The 16,656-nt window shown below is 64.7% G+C and carries 15 protein-coding genes, 1 other RNA gene and 2 pseudogenes; 11 read left to right on the plus strand and 7 right to left on the minus strand.

Annotated features, from left to right (window positions below; all coding sequences use genetic code 11):
* Positions 1 to 66 precede the first annotated feature (66 nt).
* The gene (locus YP76_RS06160; protein WP_046762746.1) at positions 67 to 2,049 is read left to right on the plus strand and encodes an alpha/beta hydrolase family protein; all 1,983 of its coding nucleotides are present in this window, start codon (positions 67 to 69) and stop codon (positions 2,047 to 2,049) included.
* A gap of 68 nt (positions 2,050 to 2,117) precedes the next feature.
* Here YP76_RS06160 and rpsD read toward each other — a convergent pair whose 3' ends face one another.
* The gene (gene rpsD, locus YP76_RS06165; protein ID WP_046762747.1) at positions 2,118 to 2,732 is read right to left on the minus strand and encodes a 30S ribosomal protein S4; all 615 of its coding nucleotides are present in this window, start codon (positions 2,730 to 2,732) and stop codon (positions 2,118 to 2,120) included.
* Positions 2,733 to 2,909: 177 nt separating this feature from the next.
* Here rpsD and YP76_RS06170 point away from each other — a divergent pair, with 177 nt between their 5' ends.
* Positions 2,910 to 3,206, plus strand: a complete 297-nt coding sequence (locus tag YP76_RS06170; protein WP_046762748.1) for a chorismate mutase — start codon at positions 2,910 to 2,912, stop codon at positions 3,204 to 3,206.
* Between the two features lie 39 nt (positions 3,207 to 3,245).
* On the opposite strand, the pseudogene YP76_RS06175 reads toward YP76_RS06170, so the two are convergent.
* The 4 genes and pseudogenes from YP76_RS06175 to rpiB form a co-directional block, all read right to left on the minus strand.
* A pseudogene (locus tag YP76_RS06175) lies at positions 3,246 to 3,958 on the minus strand (RNA methyltransferase); the annotation flags it as partial.
* 7 nt (positions 3,959 to 3,965) lie between these two features.
* On the minus strand, positions 3,966 to 4,427 hold the full coding sequence (gene nrdR / locus YP76_RS06180) for a transcriptional regulator NrdR (protein WP_013040447.1): 462 nt from the start codon (positions 4,425 to 4,427) through the stop codon (positions 3,966 to 3,968).
* Between the two features lie 6 nt (positions 4,428 to 4,433).
* Complete coding sequence (glyA, locus tag YP76_RS06185; RefSeq protein WP_046762749.1) at positions 4,434 to 5,747, minus strand: serine hydroxymethyltransferase; 1,314 nt, start codon at positions 5,745 to 5,747, stop codon at positions 4,434 to 4,436.
* A gap of 11 nt (positions 5,748 to 5,758) precedes the next feature.
* Entirely contained in the window at positions 5,759 to 6,196 is a 438-nt protein-coding gene (gene rpiB, locus YP76_RS06190) for a ribose 5-phosphate isomerase B (RefSeq protein ID WP_046762750.1), read from the minus strand.
* A 102-nt stretch (positions 6,197 to 6,298) separates the two neighbouring features.
* Between rpiB and YP76_RS06195 the strand changes: the two genes are divergently transcribed.
* Positions 6,299 to 6,496 (plus strand): hypothetical protein, encoded by a 198-nt coding sequence (locus YP76_RS06195; protein ID WP_046763248.1) that lies wholly within the window; start codon positions 6,299 to 6,301, stop codon positions 6,494 to 6,496.
* Here YP76_RS06195 and YP76_RS06200 read toward each other — a convergent pair.
* Both YP76_RS06200 and YP76_RS06205 read right to left on the minus strand, forming a co-directional pair.
* Positions 6,493 to 7,578 carry an HPP family protein gene (locus tag YP76_RS06200; protein ID WP_046762751.1) on the minus strand — a complete coding sequence of 362 codons (1,086 nt, stop codon included), beginning with the start codon at positions 7,576 to 7,578 and terminating at the stop codon, positions 6,493 to 6,495. The genes YP76_RS06195 and YP76_RS06200 overlap by 4 nt on opposite strands.
* A 135-nt stretch (positions 7,579 to 7,713) precedes the next feature.
* Positions 7,714 to 8,370 (minus strand): alpha/beta hydrolase, encoded by a 657-nt coding sequence (locus YP76_RS06205; protein ID WP_046762752.1) that lies wholly within the window; start codon positions 8,368 to 8,370, stop codon positions 7,714 to 7,716.
* A 141-nt stretch (positions 8,371 to 8,511) separates the two neighbouring features.
* Between YP76_RS06205 and YP76_RS06210 the strand changes: the two genes are divergently transcribed.
* From YP76_RS06210 to lon, 8 genes and pseudogenes are all read left to right on the plus strand, one after another.
* The gene (locus YP76_RS06210) at positions 8,512 to 9,549 is read left to right on the plus strand and encodes a cysteine desulfurase family protein (RefSeq protein WP_046762753.1); all 1,038 of its coding nucleotides are present in this window, start codon (positions 8,512 to 8,514) and stop codon (positions 9,547 to 9,549) included.
* Complete coding sequence (locus YP76_RS06215) at positions 9,546 to 10,634, plus strand: cysteine desulfurase family protein (RefSeq protein ID WP_157035685.1); 1,089 nt, start codon at positions 9,546 to 9,548, stop codon at positions 10,632 to 10,634. Before YP76_RS06210 ends, YP76_RS06215 begins: the two co-directional genes overlap by 4 nt.
* Positions 10,635 to 10,652: 18 nt before the next feature.
* Entirely contained in the window at positions 10,653 to 10,988 is a 336-nt protein-coding gene (locus YP76_RS06220; protein WP_046762755.1) for a 2Fe-2S iron-sulfur cluster-binding protein, read from the plus strand.
* A gap of 30 nt (positions 10,989 to 11,018) precedes the next feature.
* Positions 11,019 to 11,921, plus strand: coding sequence for an SGM family class A beta-lactamase (gene blaSGM / locus YP76_RS06225; protein WP_408640431.1), 903 nt, complete (start codon positions 11,019 to 11,021; stop codon positions 11,919 to 11,921).
* A gap of 67 nt (positions 11,922 to 11,988) precedes the next feature.
* Positions 11,989 to 12,086: signal recognition particle sRNA small type (ffs, locus tag YP76_RS26915), an RNA gene on the plus strand.
* 105 nt (positions 12,087 to 12,191) lie between these two features.
* Positions 12,192 to 13,801 (plus strand): annotated as a pseudogene (locus YP76_RS06230) (DNA polymerase III subunit gamma/tau).
* Complete coding sequence (locus YP76_RS06235; RefSeq protein WP_046762757.1) at positions 13,798 to 14,121, plus strand: YbaB/EbfC family nucleoid-associated protein; 324 nt, start codon at positions 13,798 to 13,800, stop codon at positions 14,119 to 14,121. Before YP76_RS06230 ends, YP76_RS06235 begins: the two are co-directional and overlap by 4 nt.
* A gap of 129 nt (positions 14,122 to 14,250) precedes the next feature.
* Positions 14,251 to 16,647 carry an endopeptidase La gene (gene lon / locus YP76_RS06240; RefSeq protein ID WP_046762758.1) on the plus strand — a complete coding sequence of 799 codons (2,397 nt, stop codon included), beginning with the start codon at positions 14,251 to 14,253 and terminating at the stop codon, positions 16,645 to 16,647.
* Positions 16,648 to 16,656: the final 9 nt, after the last annotated feature.

The raw sequence follows: 16,656 nt of genomic DNA on the forward strand, positions 1-16,656 counted from the left end.
GCAAGCATGGGTCGTTGACAGTTTTACGATCGTATATATTTCTGACCCCCATTGGGGGGAGTTTTCATGCAATTGAAGTTTCTGAATTATTTGCCATTGGTTGCACTTGCCGCGCCGGCCCATGCGCAAAGCGATGCCGCCAAGGCTTTCGGATCGCGTCCGGTCATCGATGTCAGCATCTCGCCCGATGGAAGGTCGCTGGCATTGGTCGAACCGCTGGCGGGGCGCGGTTCGGTCGTGTCCGTCGTCCGCGCCGACGGTAGTGCCGAACCCAAGCCGGTACTCGTGTCGGACGGCAAGGAAGACCGGCTGTTCGGCTGCGCCTGGTCGAACAACAGCAGGATCGTCTGCAACGCCTACATGATCAGTTCGATCTATGGCGAAAAGCGTGGATGGACGCGGATGCTGGCAGTCGATGCCGATGGCGGCGAACTCAAGATAGTCAGCGCGCGCGGCCGTTCCGATCAGCTGGGCTTCGTCCTGGCGGGCGGCGACATCATCGACTGGGGCAAGGATGGAGAGGATACGGTTCTGATGGACCGCTATTATCTGCCGGAAACGACTACGGGCAAGCTGAACGCCGATCAACGCAAGGGGCTTGGCGTAGAGCGGGTGAATACGCATAGCCTGGCCCGTACCGCGGTCGAGCCGCCGCGTGGCAATGCGGTAAACTACATCACCGACGGCCATGGCAATGTCCGCATCATGGTGACGCGTCCGACGACGAATATGGGCTATGGCGGTCATCGCTATGATTATTTCTATCGCAAGAAGGACAGCCGGGAATGGCTGCCGCTTTCGACGCAATCGGTTTCCGGCATCGTCGCCAGCGGGTTCCAGGCCGCTTCTGTCGATCCCGCCCTGGACGTCGTCTATGGCAGCGAGGCGGTGAACGGCCGGGAGGGTATCTATCGCATCAGCCTGGACGGCAGCATGAAGAAGGAACTCGTGTTCGAGCAGCCCGGTGTCGATGTCGACGATCTGATCCGCATCGGCCGCCATCGGCGCGTGGTCGGCGTCAGTTGGGTCACGGACCGCCGCCATTCGGTGATGTTCGATCCGGAGCTCAAGAAATTCGCCGCGGCCCTGGCAAAGGCGCTTCCCGATGCGCCGCTCGTCACCTTTGTCGACAGTAGCGAGGATGAGAGCAAGCTGGTCCTGCTGGCCACCAGCGACGTCGATCCCGGCAAATATTATCTGTTCGACAAGCAGACCAGGCAATTGGCAGAGATCGCCCCGATGCAGGCCGCATTAGGGAGCTACAAGCTGTCCCCGGTCCGATCGATCAGCTTTCCGGCGTCGGACGGCACAGCCATTCCCGCCTATCTGACCCTGCCGCCCGGCAGCGATGGCAAGGGGCTGCCGGCGATCGTCATGCCGCATGGCGGTCCCTGGGCGCGGGACGAATGGGGCTTCGACTGGCTGGCCCAGTTTTTCGCGCATCAGGGCTATGCCGTGCTTCAGCCCAATTTCCGTGGTTCGACGGGCTTCGGGACGGAATGGCTGGGCGGCAGCGGGTTCAAATCCTGGCAGCAATCGATCGGGGACATCAACGATGCGGGCAAATGGCTGATCGGGCAGGGCATTGCGGCGCCGTCCCGGCTGGCGATCGTGGGCTGGTCCTATGGCGGCTATGCCGCGCTTCAGTCCGCGGTGGTGGATCCGCAACTCTTCAAGGCGATCGTCGCCATCGCTCCTGTGACGGACCTTGGCGACCTGCAGGCCGAATGGAAAAGCGATCTCAGCCCCGGCACGCTGGAGGCGATGTTCGGTGATCTGTCGGTGGCGCAGGCTGGTTCGCCCGCGCGCCACGCCGATGTCTTCGCCGCGCCGGTCCTTCTGTTCCACGGCGATCTCGACCAGAATGTATCCGTGTCCGAATCCCGCCTGATGGCATCGCGGCTGCGCGGCAAGGGGAAGTCGGTCGAACTGGTCGAATATAAGGGGCTGGACCATCAGTTGGTCGATGGTCAGGTGCGAAGCCAGATGCTCGACCGTGCCGACCGCTTCCTGCGCGACGCCCTTCACCTGCCGCCCGCCAACCCCTGACCGGCAAAAAAAGAAAGGGGCGGTCCGATGGGACCGCCCCTTTTCCCTGTTTCGATATTCGCCGCCGATCAGCGCGAATAGAATTCGACGACCAGATTGGGTTCCATCTTCACCGGATAGGGCACTTCGTCCAGCGACGGAACGCGGACATAGGTGACCTTGGCGGCGCCATCGGGCGACACATAGTCGGGGATGTCGCGCTCGGGCAGGCTCTGCGCTTCCAGGACCAGCGCCATTTCCTGCGCCTTCTTGCCCAGGGTGATCTCGTCGCCAGGCTTCACCAGGCGGCTGGCGATGTTGCACTTCACGCCGTTCACATAGATGTGGCCGTGCGAAACGATCTGGCGGGCCGAGAAGATGGTCGGCGCGAACTTGGCGCGATAGACCACGGCGTCCAGGCGGCGCTCGAGCAGGCCGATCAGGTTCTGACCGGTATCACCCTTCATGCGGGCGGCCTCGATGTAGCTCTTCTTGAACTGCTTCTCGGTGATGTCGCCGTAATAGCCCTTCAGCTTCTGCTTGGCGCGCAGCTGGATGCCGTAGTCGGACATCTTGCCCTTGCGGCGCTGGCCGTGCTGGCCGGGGCCATATTCACGCTTGTTGACCGGGCTCTTGGGGCGACCCCAGATGTTCTCGCCCATGCGGCGGTCGAGTTTGTACTTCGCGCTGGAACGCTTCGACATATTCCATCCTTCGATTTGCTAACTACGTTGTTCCCGGTCATCGCCTGCTTGCCGCAAGGGGGCAGGGCCACCGCTTCACCGGGATGCGGGGCCAATCGCGAAGCGGCGCCTATGACGAAGCGATGACGCCATGTCAACCCTCGACAGGGCTTGTTTCCGGGCTTAGTCAGCGGGGCCATGAATCCCGAAAGCTATACCACCATGGCCGAAGTCCGCGCAGGGGTGGACGAAATCGACCGTCAGCTTGTCGCGCTGCTCGACCAGCGCTTCGCCCATATGCGCGCCGCCGCCCGGATCAAGCCGGCACGCGCGGCCGTGCGCGACGAGCCCCGCAAGGCTGAGGTCATCGAAAATGTCCGCGCCGAAGCCGAACGGCTCGGTGCCCCCGCCGACGTGATTGCCGAGCTGTGGGATCGATTGGTCGAAGCTTCGATCGCTTATGAGATGGCGGAGTTCGACAGCCTCAAGGGCTGACGTGCGCGAGGGCAGGAGCCCTGGCGCATCGTTCGACCTTTAGCGGGCTCGCGGATTGCCCAGAGCCGACAGGACGCCGCGCAAGGTCCGCACCTCCAGATGGTTCCAGCCCGGCTTGGTCAGCAGGTTGCGCAGTGTCCGCTTGGTTGCGGGCGCACGGTCGGGCGGGAAGAAATAGCCGGCGCCTTCGAGCAATGTCTCGAACTGCCCGATCATCCCCTCCAGTTCCGCCTGTGGCGCCGGTTCGCCCAGATCGACCACGGTCGGCTGCTCCAGCCCGGCCTGTTTCGACCATTCATAGGCGCACAGGATCACCGCCTGCGCCAGATTGAGCGACCCGAATTCGGGATTGATCGGCACGGTCAGGATCTTGCGGGCGAGCGCGACATCCTCGGTCTCCAGCCCCGACCGTTCCGGCCCGAACACATAGGCGCAGCGCCCGGAAGCGGCATGGATTTCCCTTGCGGCCTCGTCCGGCGTCACGACCGGCTTGGTCACGCCCCGCTTGCGCACCGTCGTCGCATAGACATGGGCGCAATCGGCCACCGCATCGGCCAGCGTCTCGAAAACCTCGGCCTTGTCCAGCACCACATCGGCACCAGCCGCGGAAGGCCCCGCATCGGGATTGGGCCAGCCATCCCGCGCGACACCAGCCGCATTTCGGTCAGCCCGAAATTCAGCATGGCCCGCGCCGCCTTGCCGATATTCTCGCCGAGCTGGGGCCGAACCAGAACGATGACGGGCGGCGTGGCCGCAGCCTCAGTCACTGCCGACTTCCTTCACGGTCGAGGCGAAATCCTCGAAATCCCGTGCGTCGGTGAAATCCTTGTAGACGCTGGCGAAGCGGATATAGGCGACGCTGTCGAGGCGCTTCAGCCCCTCCATCACCATCTCGCCGATCGCCCGCGCCGGGACTTCGCCGTCGCCGCTGGTTTCCAATTGCCGCTGGATGCCGGAGATCAGCTTTTCCAGACGGCTGGGATCGATCGGCCGTTTCCGGCAGGCAATCCCGATGGAGCGCGCCAGCTTGTCGCGGTCGAACGCTTCCTTGCGCCCCTCGCTCTTCACCACCCATATGTCGCGGAGCTGTATCCGCTCGAATGTGGTGAAGCGCGCGCCGCAGGCTTCGCACTGCCGCCGGCGGCGGATGGCGGCACCATCCTCGGTCGGGCGGCTGTCCTTCACCTGACTGTCGTCATGGGCACAGAAAGGGCAGCGCAAGCGGTCTTACCCTTCGTAGATCGGGAAACGGGCGCAGAGGGCCGACACGCGCTCGCGCACATTGGCTTCCACGGCGGCGTCGCCATGCTCACCATGATCGCGCAGCCCTTCCAGAACGTCCGCGATCATGTCGCCAATGGCTTCAAATTCCGCCACTCCGAACCCGCGCGTCGTTCCCGCGGGGGAACCCACGCGGATACCGCTGGTCTTGGTCGGCGGCAACGGGTCGCCCGGCACGCCATTCTTGTTGCAGGTGATGAAGCTGCGCTCCAGCGCCTCGTCCGCATCCTTGCCCGAAATGCCATAGGGGCGCAGGTCGATCAGCGCCAGATGCGTGTCGGTGCCGCCGGACACCACGGCCAAGCCGCGCTGCTCCAGCTTGCCCGCCAGCGCCTGGGCATTGGTGACGATCGCCTGGGCATAGGTCTTGAATTCGGGACGCAGCGCCTCGCCGAAAGCCACCGCCTTCGCCGCGATCACATGCATCAGCGGCCCGCCCTGAAGGCCGGGGAACACCGCCGAATTGATCTTCTTCGCGATGGCTTCGTCATCGGTCAGGATCATGCCGCCACGCGGACCGCGCAGGGTCTTGTGCGTGGTGGTGGTCACGACATGGGCATGGCCGAAGGGGGTGGGATGCGCGCCACCGGCCACCAGCCCTGCAAAATGCGCCATGTCGACCATCAGCAGCGCACCCACCTTGTCCGCGATCGCGCGGAACCGCGCGAAGTCGAGGTGACGCGGGTAGGCCGAACCGCCAGCGATGATCAGGGTCGGCTTGGCCTCGATCGCCTGCGCTTCCAGAGCGTCATAATCGATGACATGCGTGTCCTCGCGCACGCCATATTGCACGGCATTATACCATTTGCCCGACAGCGCGGGCTTGGCGCCATGCGTCAGGTGGCCACCGGCGTCGAGCGACAGGCCCATGATGGTGTCGCCCGGCTTGGTCAGCGCCAGCATCACCGCGCCGTTCGCCTGCGCGCCCGAATGGGGCTGCACATTGACGAAGCCGCAGTTGAAGATCTGCTTCGCCCGGTCGATGGCCAGTTGCTCGACCTCGTCCGACGGCGCGCAGCCCTGATAGTAACGCTTGCCCGGATAGCCTTCGGCGTACTTGTTGGTGAAGACCGAACCCTGCGCCTCCAGCACCGCCCTGGACACGATATTTTCCGAAGCGATCAGTTCGATCTGGTTCTGCTCGCGCTTCAGTTCCCTGGTGACGCCCGCGAAGACCGCCGGATCGGCATCGGCCAGGCTGCGCGTGAAATAGCCTTCCGAACGGATTTCGGACAGGGGGGAGAGGGTGGCTGTGCTCATGCAAAGTCTCCTTACAGCGCAGGCTGGGACAGTTTCTCGACGCGGCCAGCATGGCGGCCACCGCCGAATTCGGTGGAAAGAAAGGCGGCGACGCAGGCCTTGGCCATGTCCACGCCAGTCAGGCGCGCGCCCAGGGCAAGGACGTTGGCGTCATTATGCTCGCGTGAGAGCGCCGCCGACAGAGGTTCCGAAACCAGTGCGCAACGACAGGCGGGGTTGCGGTTGACGGCGATCGAAATACCGATCCCCGATCCGCACAGCGCAATGCCACGCTCGGCGGCGCCCGATGCCATGGCTGTCGCCAGCTTGTAACCGAAATCGGGATAATCCACGCGGTCCGCGGTTGCCGGACCCAGGTCATCGACCTCATGGCCTTCGGAGCGCAGCCAGTCTGCGAGTTCCGCCTTCAGATCGACGGCGGCGTGATCGGAAGCGAGGGCTATTTTCACGGCTAAGTTGTCCTGTCACGCAAAAGGTGATTCGTTCTCGCGCCTATTAGGGGGTGCGCTGCAATATTGCCACCGTCCACCTGCCAACCTATGGCCTGCCTCATGGCAGGCACGATTTTATCCATATTGATGCTGGCGGGCATGGCGCTGACCGGGGGCGGCATCTACGCCGTCGTGAAGAAACGCGACCGCAAGCGTGGTACATTGATGATCGTCGCGGGGCTGGTGATGTTCGCCAATGTCGCCATCACCGCCATTCCCGGCCCGGATCTTCCCATGCTGGAAAACGGCGGCCGTTAAACCCGGAGTGCCAAGGCGGTCAGCAGATCGGTCTGGGTGATGAGGCCGCGCAGCATCCGGTCGTCATCCACCACGATCGCCTCGCGCCGCTTTCCACCCGTCAAGGGACGCAGCAGAGCCGCCACCGGCGTATCGACATGCACGACATAAGGTGCCGAAGCGATGTCACGCGCGCGCTCACCCTGTCGTGCGAGGTCCAGCGGGCCCACCACGCCATGCACGCGCCCGCCATTGTCCAGCACCGGCAAGGACAGCAGCCGCCGGTCATGGAGCAATTCCCGCACCTCGGCCACCGGCTGGCCTTCCCGTACGGAGATCACGTCGCGCGACATGATCTCGCCGCAACGCAGCCGGCCATGGGTCCGCTCGGCTGCGCGCATCTCCGCATCGTGCAGGACGGCCTGTAAGTCGGCGGCATCGACGTCCAGTGCCTCGCCATAGGCGCGCAGTGCTTCCTCGACATCCTGCTCCGACGGCGTGCGCAGCAGGGGAGCGGGGTCGCTCGTGTCGTGGGGACTGGGCGCCTTCGACACGATATGGGGGTAATTATGCCCCACCATGCGATGGAACAGGATCGCAACGGCCACGAGCAGCGCCGTGTTCACCGCCACCGGTATGAAGGCGAACAGGTAGCTTGGCGCGCCATGGGTGGCGCCCAGCACCGTCGATAGCGCAATCGCGCCGCCCGGGGGATGAAGGCAACGGAAGAGCGACATGGCTCCAATCGCGAATCCGACCGCCAGCGCGGCCGCGATCGTCGGATCGGAGATCAGCTTCGCCACGGTGATCCCAGCCAATGCCGATACCACATTGCCGCCAAGGACCGGCCAGGGCTGGGCCAGCGGACTGGCTGGAACAGCGAAGAGCAGCACGGCCGAAGCGCCCATCGGCGCCACCAGCAGCGGATGGGCGATCCCGTTCCCCAGCATCAATCCGCAGAGCAGGCCGGTGACGGCGATCCCGCCAATGGCTCCGCTCGCCGCCTTCAACCGGTCCAGAAAGCCCGGCCCTGCCGGTGCAGGAATGAAGGCGCTGTAATAGCGGCTCCAGATCAGGCGGACGTCATTCTTTGGTTCGCTCATGCCGGGCGCCGCTAAGGCGGCTGATCTTTCAGGCCAAGCGCGAATTTTCTTCGGCGCTTCAATATCTGCTTGCCGCGCCGCAAAAGAAAAGGGGCCGCCGCAGCAGCCCCTCATTCTCTTAAATCCCGGCCGAACTCAACGGATCGGCGAATCCGGCGACAACCGCATGTCGAGATAATTGTCGACCGACTTCATCAACTGCTCCAGCTCATGCTCGAAAAAGTGGTTCGCGCCACGGATTTCGTCATGATGGATGGTGATGCCCTTCTGGGTGCGCAGCTTGTCGACCAGCTTCTGCACGGCGCTGGCGGTCACGACCTCGTCGGCCGTCCCCTGCACGATGATGCCCGAGGAAGGGCAGGGCGCCAGGAAGGAGAAGTCATACATGTTCGCCGGCGGCGCGACCGAGATGAAGCCCCGGATTTCCGGCCGCCGCATCAGCAACTGCATGCCGATCCACGCGCCGAAGGAGAAGCCGGCGATCCATGTCGTCTGCGCCTCCGGATGGAAGCTCTGCACCCAATCGAGCGCGGCGGCGGCATCGGACAGTTCGCCAATGCCGTTGTCGAACGTGCCCTGGCTGCGCCCTACGCCGCGGAAGTTGAACCGCAACACCGCGAAACCGCGCCGCACGAAGGTCTTGTAGAGCGCCTGTGTGATGCGGTCGTTCATCGTGCCGCCACCCTGGGGGTGGGGATGCAGGATCATCGCGACCGGTGCGCGGGGGCGGGGCGGGGGACTGAAGCGGCCTTCGAGGCGACCTTCGGGACCGGGAAAGATTACGTCGGGCATGGCACCTGTTATGGTTCTGGGCGGCCCAACCCCAAAACAGGGCGAGCCGCGAATGGAGACGGCGCAGCATCATATGCTGGCGCTGCGCGACAGACCGCCTATATAGAAGTCGCCACCATTTCCGCAATCAATGAGTGTTTCTTGGGCCGCACTTCCGACCGTCTCTATCTGGATCATGCCGCCACCACGCCCATCTTGCCCCAGGCGAAGGCCGCGATGGTCGCGGCGCTGGAAAGCTGGTCCAACCCCTCCAGCCCGCATGGCGACGGCAGGGCCGCCCGCGCCGCGCTGGAGGATGCCCGCCGCCGGATCGGCGGTGCGCTGGGGTGGGACGGGCCGATCATCTTCACCTCCGGCGCCAGCGAAGCCATCGCCATCGGCCTGACCCGCGCCAAGGCGAAGCGCATCCTGACCTCGCCGGTGGAGCATGATTCGGTCCTGCGCGTCACCCCACGAGCCGAAAGGCTGAACGTGACGACGGAAGGCCGCATCGCCTTCGGTCGCCCTTTGGATGAGGCACTGTTCGCTGTCCAGCACGTCAACAACGAAACCGGCGTCATCCAGCCCCTGAAGGAAATGGATCGTCAGGGCACGATCCTCTTTGCCGACTGCGCGCAGAGCGCCGCCAAGCTCCCGCTCCCCGACGCCGATATGATCGCCATCAGCGCGCACAAGTTCGGCGGTCCTCCGGGCATAGGCGCGCTGCTCATCAAGGATCTCGCCCTCATCCATGCCAGCGGCGGTCAGGAACAGGGCTATCGCGCAGGCACCGAGAATCTTCCGGCCGTTCTAGCCATGGCCGCGGCGCTCGAAGCCCGCACCGACTGGCTTCCCCGGGCCGCTGCCCTCCGCGCCAGACTCGATGCCGCGATCGAAGCGTCGGGCGGCCAGATCGTCGCCCGTGATGCGCCGCGCATCCCGACCATCGCCAGCTACCGTATGCCCGGCGTCTCCGCGCGCGCCCAACTCATCCAGTTCGATCTTGTGGGCATTTCCGTCTCGGCGGGCAGCGCCTGTTCCTCCGGCTCGCTCAAGACCAGCCACGTGCTCCACGCCATGGGCTGGGACGAAGCGCAGGCGGGCGAAGTCATCCGCGTCAGTTTCGGCCCCGGCACCTGCGAAGCCGACATGGATCGCTTCATCGCCCAATGGACCCGCATGGCGGCCCGCGCCCGATGACCGTCTATCTCGATTATCAGGCGACCACGCCTCTTGCGCCCGAAGCCTTTGACGCCATGGTCCCGCTGCTCCGCGACCAGTTCGCCAACCCCCACAGCCCGCACCGCCTGGGCCGTGCCGTCACCGCGCAGGTGGAAATCGCCCGCGCCGAAATCCTCAAGCTCCTGCCCGAAGGCGGCCGTCTCCTCTTCACCTCCGGCGCCACCGAGGCGCTGAACATGGCGATCCAGGGCGCCCCGCCCGGCGGCATCGTCACCATCGCGACGGAACATGCCGCCGTCCTCGACACGGTCGAGGCACAGGGCAGGGCAGGGCGCGACATCACCATCCTCCCCGTGGGCACCGACGGCCTCGTCGACCTGGACGAAGCCGCCAGGGCCATCCGCCCCGGCGTGGCGCTGGTCGCGGCGATGCTGGTGAACAATGAGATCGGTGTCATCCAGCCCATCGCCGAGCTCGCGGACCTCGCGCATAGGGCGGGCGCGCTGTTCCTGTGCGACGCGGTGCAGGGCTATGGCCGCGTGCCCATCCCGGACTCATGCGACATGATCGCGATCAGTGCCCACAAGATCCATGGGCCCAAGGGCATTGGCGCGCTCTGGTTGCGGGATGGCGTGACCCTGACCCCCATCATCCATGGCGGCGGACAGGAAGGGGGCCTGCGTTCCGGCACCCTGTCGCCTGCCCTCTGCGCGGGTTTCGGCGCTGCCGCCCGTCTGATGCGCGAGCGCGCGGAAACCGACAGCGCCCATGTCGAATCGCTCTGGACAGCCGCCCGCGCCCTCTTTTCCCGATGGACGCTCAACGGCAGCGCGGATCGGCGCTATCATGGCAATCTGAACCTCCGCCGGGCGGGAGTCGACGGCGCAAGATTGCTCTCCGATTGCCGCAATGTCGCTTTTTCGCTTGGCAGCGCTTGCGCAAGTGGGTCCGGGCGGCCTAGCCATGTGCTTCGCGCACTCGGCCTGTCAGACGCCGAGGCGCGTGGATCGGTGCGAATCGGCTTCGGCCGGTATACGACGCTGGCCGAACTGGAGGATGCAGCAGGGATAGTGAATGAGGCAGCCGAAAGGTCGGCGCCGTAAATCGGGGAACGTCGCACCATGACCAGGGTAGTCTTCATCAGTGCGGATGGAGAGCATAAGCAGGAAGTCGAAGCGCCGGCGGGATCGGTCCTGCTGGATGTCGCCCAGGCGGCCGGCCAACCGCTGGAAGGCACCTGCGAGGGGCAGATGGCCTGCTCCACCTGCCATGTGATCGTCGATGCCGCCGATTTCGCGAAGCTCAAGAAGGCTAGCGAGGATGAGGAAGATATGCTCGACCTCGCCGCCGCCGCGACCCGTACCAGTCGCCTGTCCTGCCAGATCGTGCTGGATGAGAAGCTTGAAAGCCTGACGGTCCGCATTCCCGGCGAATTCAACAATATGCAGGGGATGTGAATTTTGCCCAAGCGCCTGATTCTCGCGTCCCTGCTGCTCGCGGCCTCGGCGTCGGCGCAGCAGGAAACCCCGCGCCAGTCGCTTCTGCCGCCCGCGCCACGTTACATGGTCAGCGAATCGGCGATGAAATCCGTTCGCAATCCCAAGGAGATCGAGGCCGAAACCGGCGGCCGCCTGGGCGTGGCGCTGGTCGACAGCAAGGGGGCGCTGATCCTGGGCTTCAACCGGGATGAGCGCTTTGCCATGTGCTCGACCTTCAAGGCGCCGCTCGCCGCCGCCGTCCTGACGGGCGCGGAAGGCGGCAAATTCGGGCTCGAAGGCCAGATCAGCTTCACCAAGGCCGACCTCCTCGACTATGCCCCGGTCGTCAGGAAGAACGCCAAGCGCGGCCGCATGTCGATGGAGGAGCTGGCCGCCGCCGCGGTGGAAGTCAGCGACAACAGTGCCGCGAACCTGCTGCTCCCGATGATCGGCGGCCCTGAAGGCCTTACCCGATATGTCCGCGCCCACGGCGATATGGTGACGCGCCTCGACCGCACCGAGCCGGCTCTCAATGAAAATGCCGAGGGTGACGAGCGCGACACCACCAGCCCCGCCGCCATGGCGGGCCTGATGGGCCGCCTGATCTTCCGTGATCTGAAGCCGGAAAGCGCCGAAAAGCTGCGCGGCTGGCTCAATGCCAGCACCACCGGCGGCAACCGCATCAAGGCGGGCCTTCCCAAGGACTGGATTTCCGGCAGCAAGACCGGAAGCTGCGGTACGGCCTATAATGACGTCGCCCTGGTGAAGGCCCCTTCGGGCGAGGAATATATCCTCGCCATCTATCTCGACCGGCCCACCGTCGATGCCAAGGGGGCCGAGGCCGCGATCGCCGAAACCGCCCGCGCAGCCCTGGATTTCGTTAGAAAGGCGCAGAAAACGGGACTCGAATGAAATCCGCCTCGCCGGAAGTCGATCTTCTAGGCCCTTGCCTTCCCTTGCACCTTTCGCCATATGCCGCGCCGGGAGTCGGGCGGACGTAGTCGTCGCGAACCTGGTCAGGTCCTGACGGAAGCAGCCACAGTGATTTCGCTGCGGGTCGTTCCGGCTCCCACCTCCACATGATCGCGGCGTCGGCCGGTCGCATCCGGCGGCGAAACAAATCCCGCCCTTCAAAGGCTTTCCGGCTTCGACAGCCTCGCTCCAAGCCGCTAGACTGACCGAATGTCCGATTCACCCCAGCCCTATCGCGTCCTCGCGCGCAAATACCGCCCGCGCAATTTCCGCGAACTGATCGGGCAGGATGCCATGGTCCAGACACTGGGCAATGCCATCCGTCGCGGGCGCCTGGCCCATGCCTTCCTGATGACGGGCGTGCGCGGGGTGGGCAAGACCTCCACCGCCCGCCTGATCGCCAAGGCGCTGAATTGCATCGGCCCGGACGGGCAGGGCGGTCCCACGATCGATCCCTGCGGGGTCTGTGAACCCTGCATGGCGATCGCCGAAGGCCGCCACATCGACGTGGTGGAGATGGACGCCGCCAGCCATACCGGCGTCGACGACGTGCGCGAGATCATCGAGGCAGTGCGCTATGCCGCCGTCTCGGCCCGCTACAAGATCTACATCATCGACGAAGTCCACATGCTGTCCAAGAACGCGTTCAACGCGCTCCTGAAGACGCTGGAGGAACCCCCCGCGCATGTGAAATTCCTGTTCGCCACGACCGAAGTGAACAAGGTGCCGGTGACTGTCCTGTCGCGTTGCCAGCGCTTCGACCTGCGCCGCATCCCGGCGGAACTGCTGGCTTCCCACTTCGCCCATGTGGTCGAGGCGGAATCGGTCGCCGCCGAGCCCGATGCGCTGGCCCTGATCGCGCAGGCCGCCGAAGGCTCCGCCCGCGACGGCCTCTCGATCCTCGACCAGGCGATCGCCCATGCGGAAATGGGCGAAGGCGCGCCCATGGTCACCGCTGCTCAGGTCCGCGAGATGCTGGGCCTGTCCGATCGCGGATCGACCCGCCGTCTGCTGGGGCTCTTGCTGGAGGGTGACACCGGCGCACTGCTCGGTGCCGTCCGCGACCAATATGCGCTGGGCGTCGAGCCGCTGTCGTTGATGCGCGGGCTGCTCGAACTGGTCCATGCCGTCACGCTGGTCAAGGCGGGGCGCGACATCGCCAATCCTGGCCAGTCCGCCGAGGAACGCGAAGCGCTGGCCGATTGGGCCTCGCAATTGGGTTTCCCGCCGTTGCACCGCCTCTGGCAGCTTCTGCTCAAGGGCCATGACGAGGTCGCGAGCGCCGCGCTCCCGATCGAAAGCTGTGAAATGGCGCTGCTGCGCGTGATGCACGCGGCGACCATGCCCGATCCGGGCGAGATCGCCCGCCTGCTGCGCGAAGGTGTTCCTGCTGCCACCGCCGGTCAGGCGCCCGCAGCGGCGGCGACGTCAGGCGCGCCCGCCACTCAACTCCCCGCCAGCTTCGAGCAACTGATCGAAGCCTTCTGGCAGCGCGGCAAGGGGCAGCTCGCGCAGGAACTGCATGATTGCGTCGGCGTTGTCCGTTATACCCCTCCGGAACTGGACTATGTGCCGGCGCCTTCGCTGCCGTCGGATTTCGCCGGACGACTGGCCCCGGCCCTGCGCGAGGTCACCGGAACGGCCTGGCGCGTCACCCCGGTCGAAGGCCCGCCGCGCCGACCCTGCTGGAACAGGAGATGCGCAAGGCGGCGGAGACCCGCGCGGACATCATGGAAACCCCGGTGGTCAAGGCGGCGATGGCCGCTTTCCCCGATGCCGAGCTCAGCGATGAGCTTGAACAATGGAGTGCAGAGCAATGAAGGATCTGAACGAAATATTGGGCATGGCGAGCCGCGTGCAGGAGGAACTGCAACGCGCGCAGGACAATCTCGACAAGATCGAGGTGGAGGGCGCGGCAGGCGGCGGCCTGGTGAAGGTCCGCGCTTCGGCCAAGGGGCGCATCACCGGCGTTTCCATCGACGACAGCCTGTTGGCCGTGTCGGAAAAGCAGATGCTGGAGGACCTGATCGCCGCCGCCTTCAACGATGCGCGGAAAAAGGCCGATGAAGTTTCCAGCGCCGAAATGGGCAAGATGACCGCCGGATTGCCGCTGCCCCCCGGCTTCAAGCTGCCTTTCTGATCAAAACTGTGGCAGATCAGCCCTTATTCATCATTCCGGATCGATAAGGCATGATTGAACCATGCGACGAGCATCCCCATAAAGGCGATGAACCGCATGACTGGGTGGAATGAACACCCCGGAGAGTGAATGACTACGCAATATCCCCTTCTTCCCCTGCGCGACATCGTCGTCTTCCCGCAGATGATCGTGCCGCTGTTCGTAGGCCGCGACAAAAGCGTGTCCGCGCTCGAATCGGCGATGGAAGGCGACAAGGAAATCTTCCTCGTTTCCCAGCTCGACCCCGCAGAGGATGATCCGGGTCAGGATTCGCTCTACGATACCGGCGTCATAGCCGTGGTCCTGCAATTGCTGAAGCTGCCCGACGGCACGGTCCGCGTGCTGGTGGAGGGCAAGCAGCGCGCCCGGCTTGGCGGCATCGCCAATGCCGATGGCCATATGGTTGCCGATGTGACCGAGGTCGAGGAACTGGCCGCCGAAGGGCCGGAAGCCGCCGCGCTGATGCGTTCGGTGGCCGAGCAGTTCGAAAATTACGCCAAGCTCAACAAGAAGCTGCCCGCCGAAACGCCGGTGCAGTTGCGCGAGATTGAGGATGCGGGCCGCCTGGCCGACGCGATCGCCGCCAACATCAACGTCAAGGTGGCCGACAAGCAGTCGCTGCTGGTCGAGGCCGATCCGGTCAAGCGCCTCGAAATGGTCTTCGCCTTCATGGAGGGCGAACTCGGCGTGCTCCAGGTCGAGAAGAAGATTCGCGGCCGCGTGAAGCGGCAGATGGAGAAGACCCAGCGCGAATATTATCTGAACGAGCAGTTGAAGGCGATTCAGCGCGAGCTGGGCAATGGCGAAGGCGAGGAAGGCGACGAGCTTGCCGAACTGACCGAGAAGATCGCCAAGGCCAAGCTCAGCAAGGAAGCCCGCGCCAAGGCGACGGCTGAGCTGAAGAAGCTCAAGGGCATGCAGCCCATGTCCGCCGAAGCGACGGTCGTGCGCAACTATCTCGACGTGCTGCTCGGCCTGCCCTGGGGCAAGAAGGGCAAGGTCAAGACCGACCTCAAAAAGGCGCAGGCGATCCTGGACGAGGATCATTTCGCGCTGGAGAAGGTCAAGGACCGGATCATCGAATATCTGGCCGTTCAGGCGCGCACCAACAAGCTGAAGGGGCCGATCCTGTGCCTCGTCGGCCCTCCGGGCGTCGGCAAGACCTCGCTTGGCCGTAGCATCGCGAAAGCCACGGGCCGCGAATTCGTACGCCAGTCGCTGGGCGGCGTGCGCGACGAAGCGGAAATCCGCGGCCACCGCCGGACCTATATCGGCTCGCTGCCCGGCAAGATCGTGACCAACCTCAAGAAGGCCGGGACGATGAACCCGCTCTTCCTGCTGGATGAGATCGACAAGCTGGGTCAGGATTTCCGGGGCGATCCGGCTTCCGCGCTGCTGGAGGTGCTGGACCCCGAACAGAACAGCAAGTTCCAGGATCATTATCTGGAGATCGATGTCGATCTTTCGGACGTGATGTTCGTGACGACCGCCAACTCGCTGAATTTGCCGCAGCCCTTGCTCGACCGCATGGAGATCATCCGGCTCGAGGGCTATACCGAGGATGAGAAGGTCGAGATCGCCCAGCGGCACCTGCTGCCCAAGCAGATCGACGCCCATGGCCTCAAGGAAGGCGAGTTCGAAGTCACCGAGGAAGCGGTCCGCGACCTCATCCGCTATTATACCCGCGAAGCCGGCGTCCGCACGCTGGAGCGGGAGGTGGCGCGCCTCGCCCGAAAGGCGCTGCGCAAGATCCTCGAAGGCGCCTATGCGAAGGTGACGATCACGCCGGAAAATCTGGCGGACTATGCCGGCGTGCGGAAATTCCGCCACGGTGTGGGCGAGGAAGAGCATCAGATCGGTGCGGTGACGGGCTTGGCGTGGACCGAGGTGGGCGGCGAACTGCTGACCATCGAGGCGGTGACCGTGCCCGGCAAGGGCGCGATCAGGACCACCGGCAAGCTGGGCGAGGTCATGAACGAGTCCGTTCAGGCGGCCTTCTCCTACGTGAAGGCGCGCTCGCCCGGTTACGGGATCAAGCCCAGCATCTTCACCCGCAAGGACATCCACATCCATCTTCCCGAAGGCGCGGTGCCCAAGGACGGTCCGTCGGCGGGCATCGGCATGGTGACGACCATCGTGTCGACGCTGACCGGCATCCCGGTTCACAAGGATGTGGCGATGACCGGCGAAGTCACCCTTCGCGGGCGGGTGCTGCCGATCGGCGGCCTCAAGGAAAAGCTCCTCGCGGCGCTGCGCGGCGGTATCAAGACAGTGCTGATCCCGCAGGAAAATGAGAAGGACCTCGCCGAGATCCCGGCCAATATCAAGGAAGGGCTGGAGATCGTTCCGGTGTCCCATGTCGATGAGGTGCTGGCCCGCGCGCTGATCTCCAAGCCGGAGGCGATCGCCTGGACGGAGGAAGATGATCTCGCTGCCCAACCCAGTCCGGCGCAGGGCCGGGATGGGGAAGCCTCCATCCGGCATTGATCTGGGTGA

This window comes from Sphingobium chungbukense (assembly GCF_001005725.1).
Lineage (GTDB): Bacteria > Pseudomonadota > Alphaproteobacteria > Sphingomonadales > Sphingomonadaceae > Sphingobium > Sphingobium chungbukense.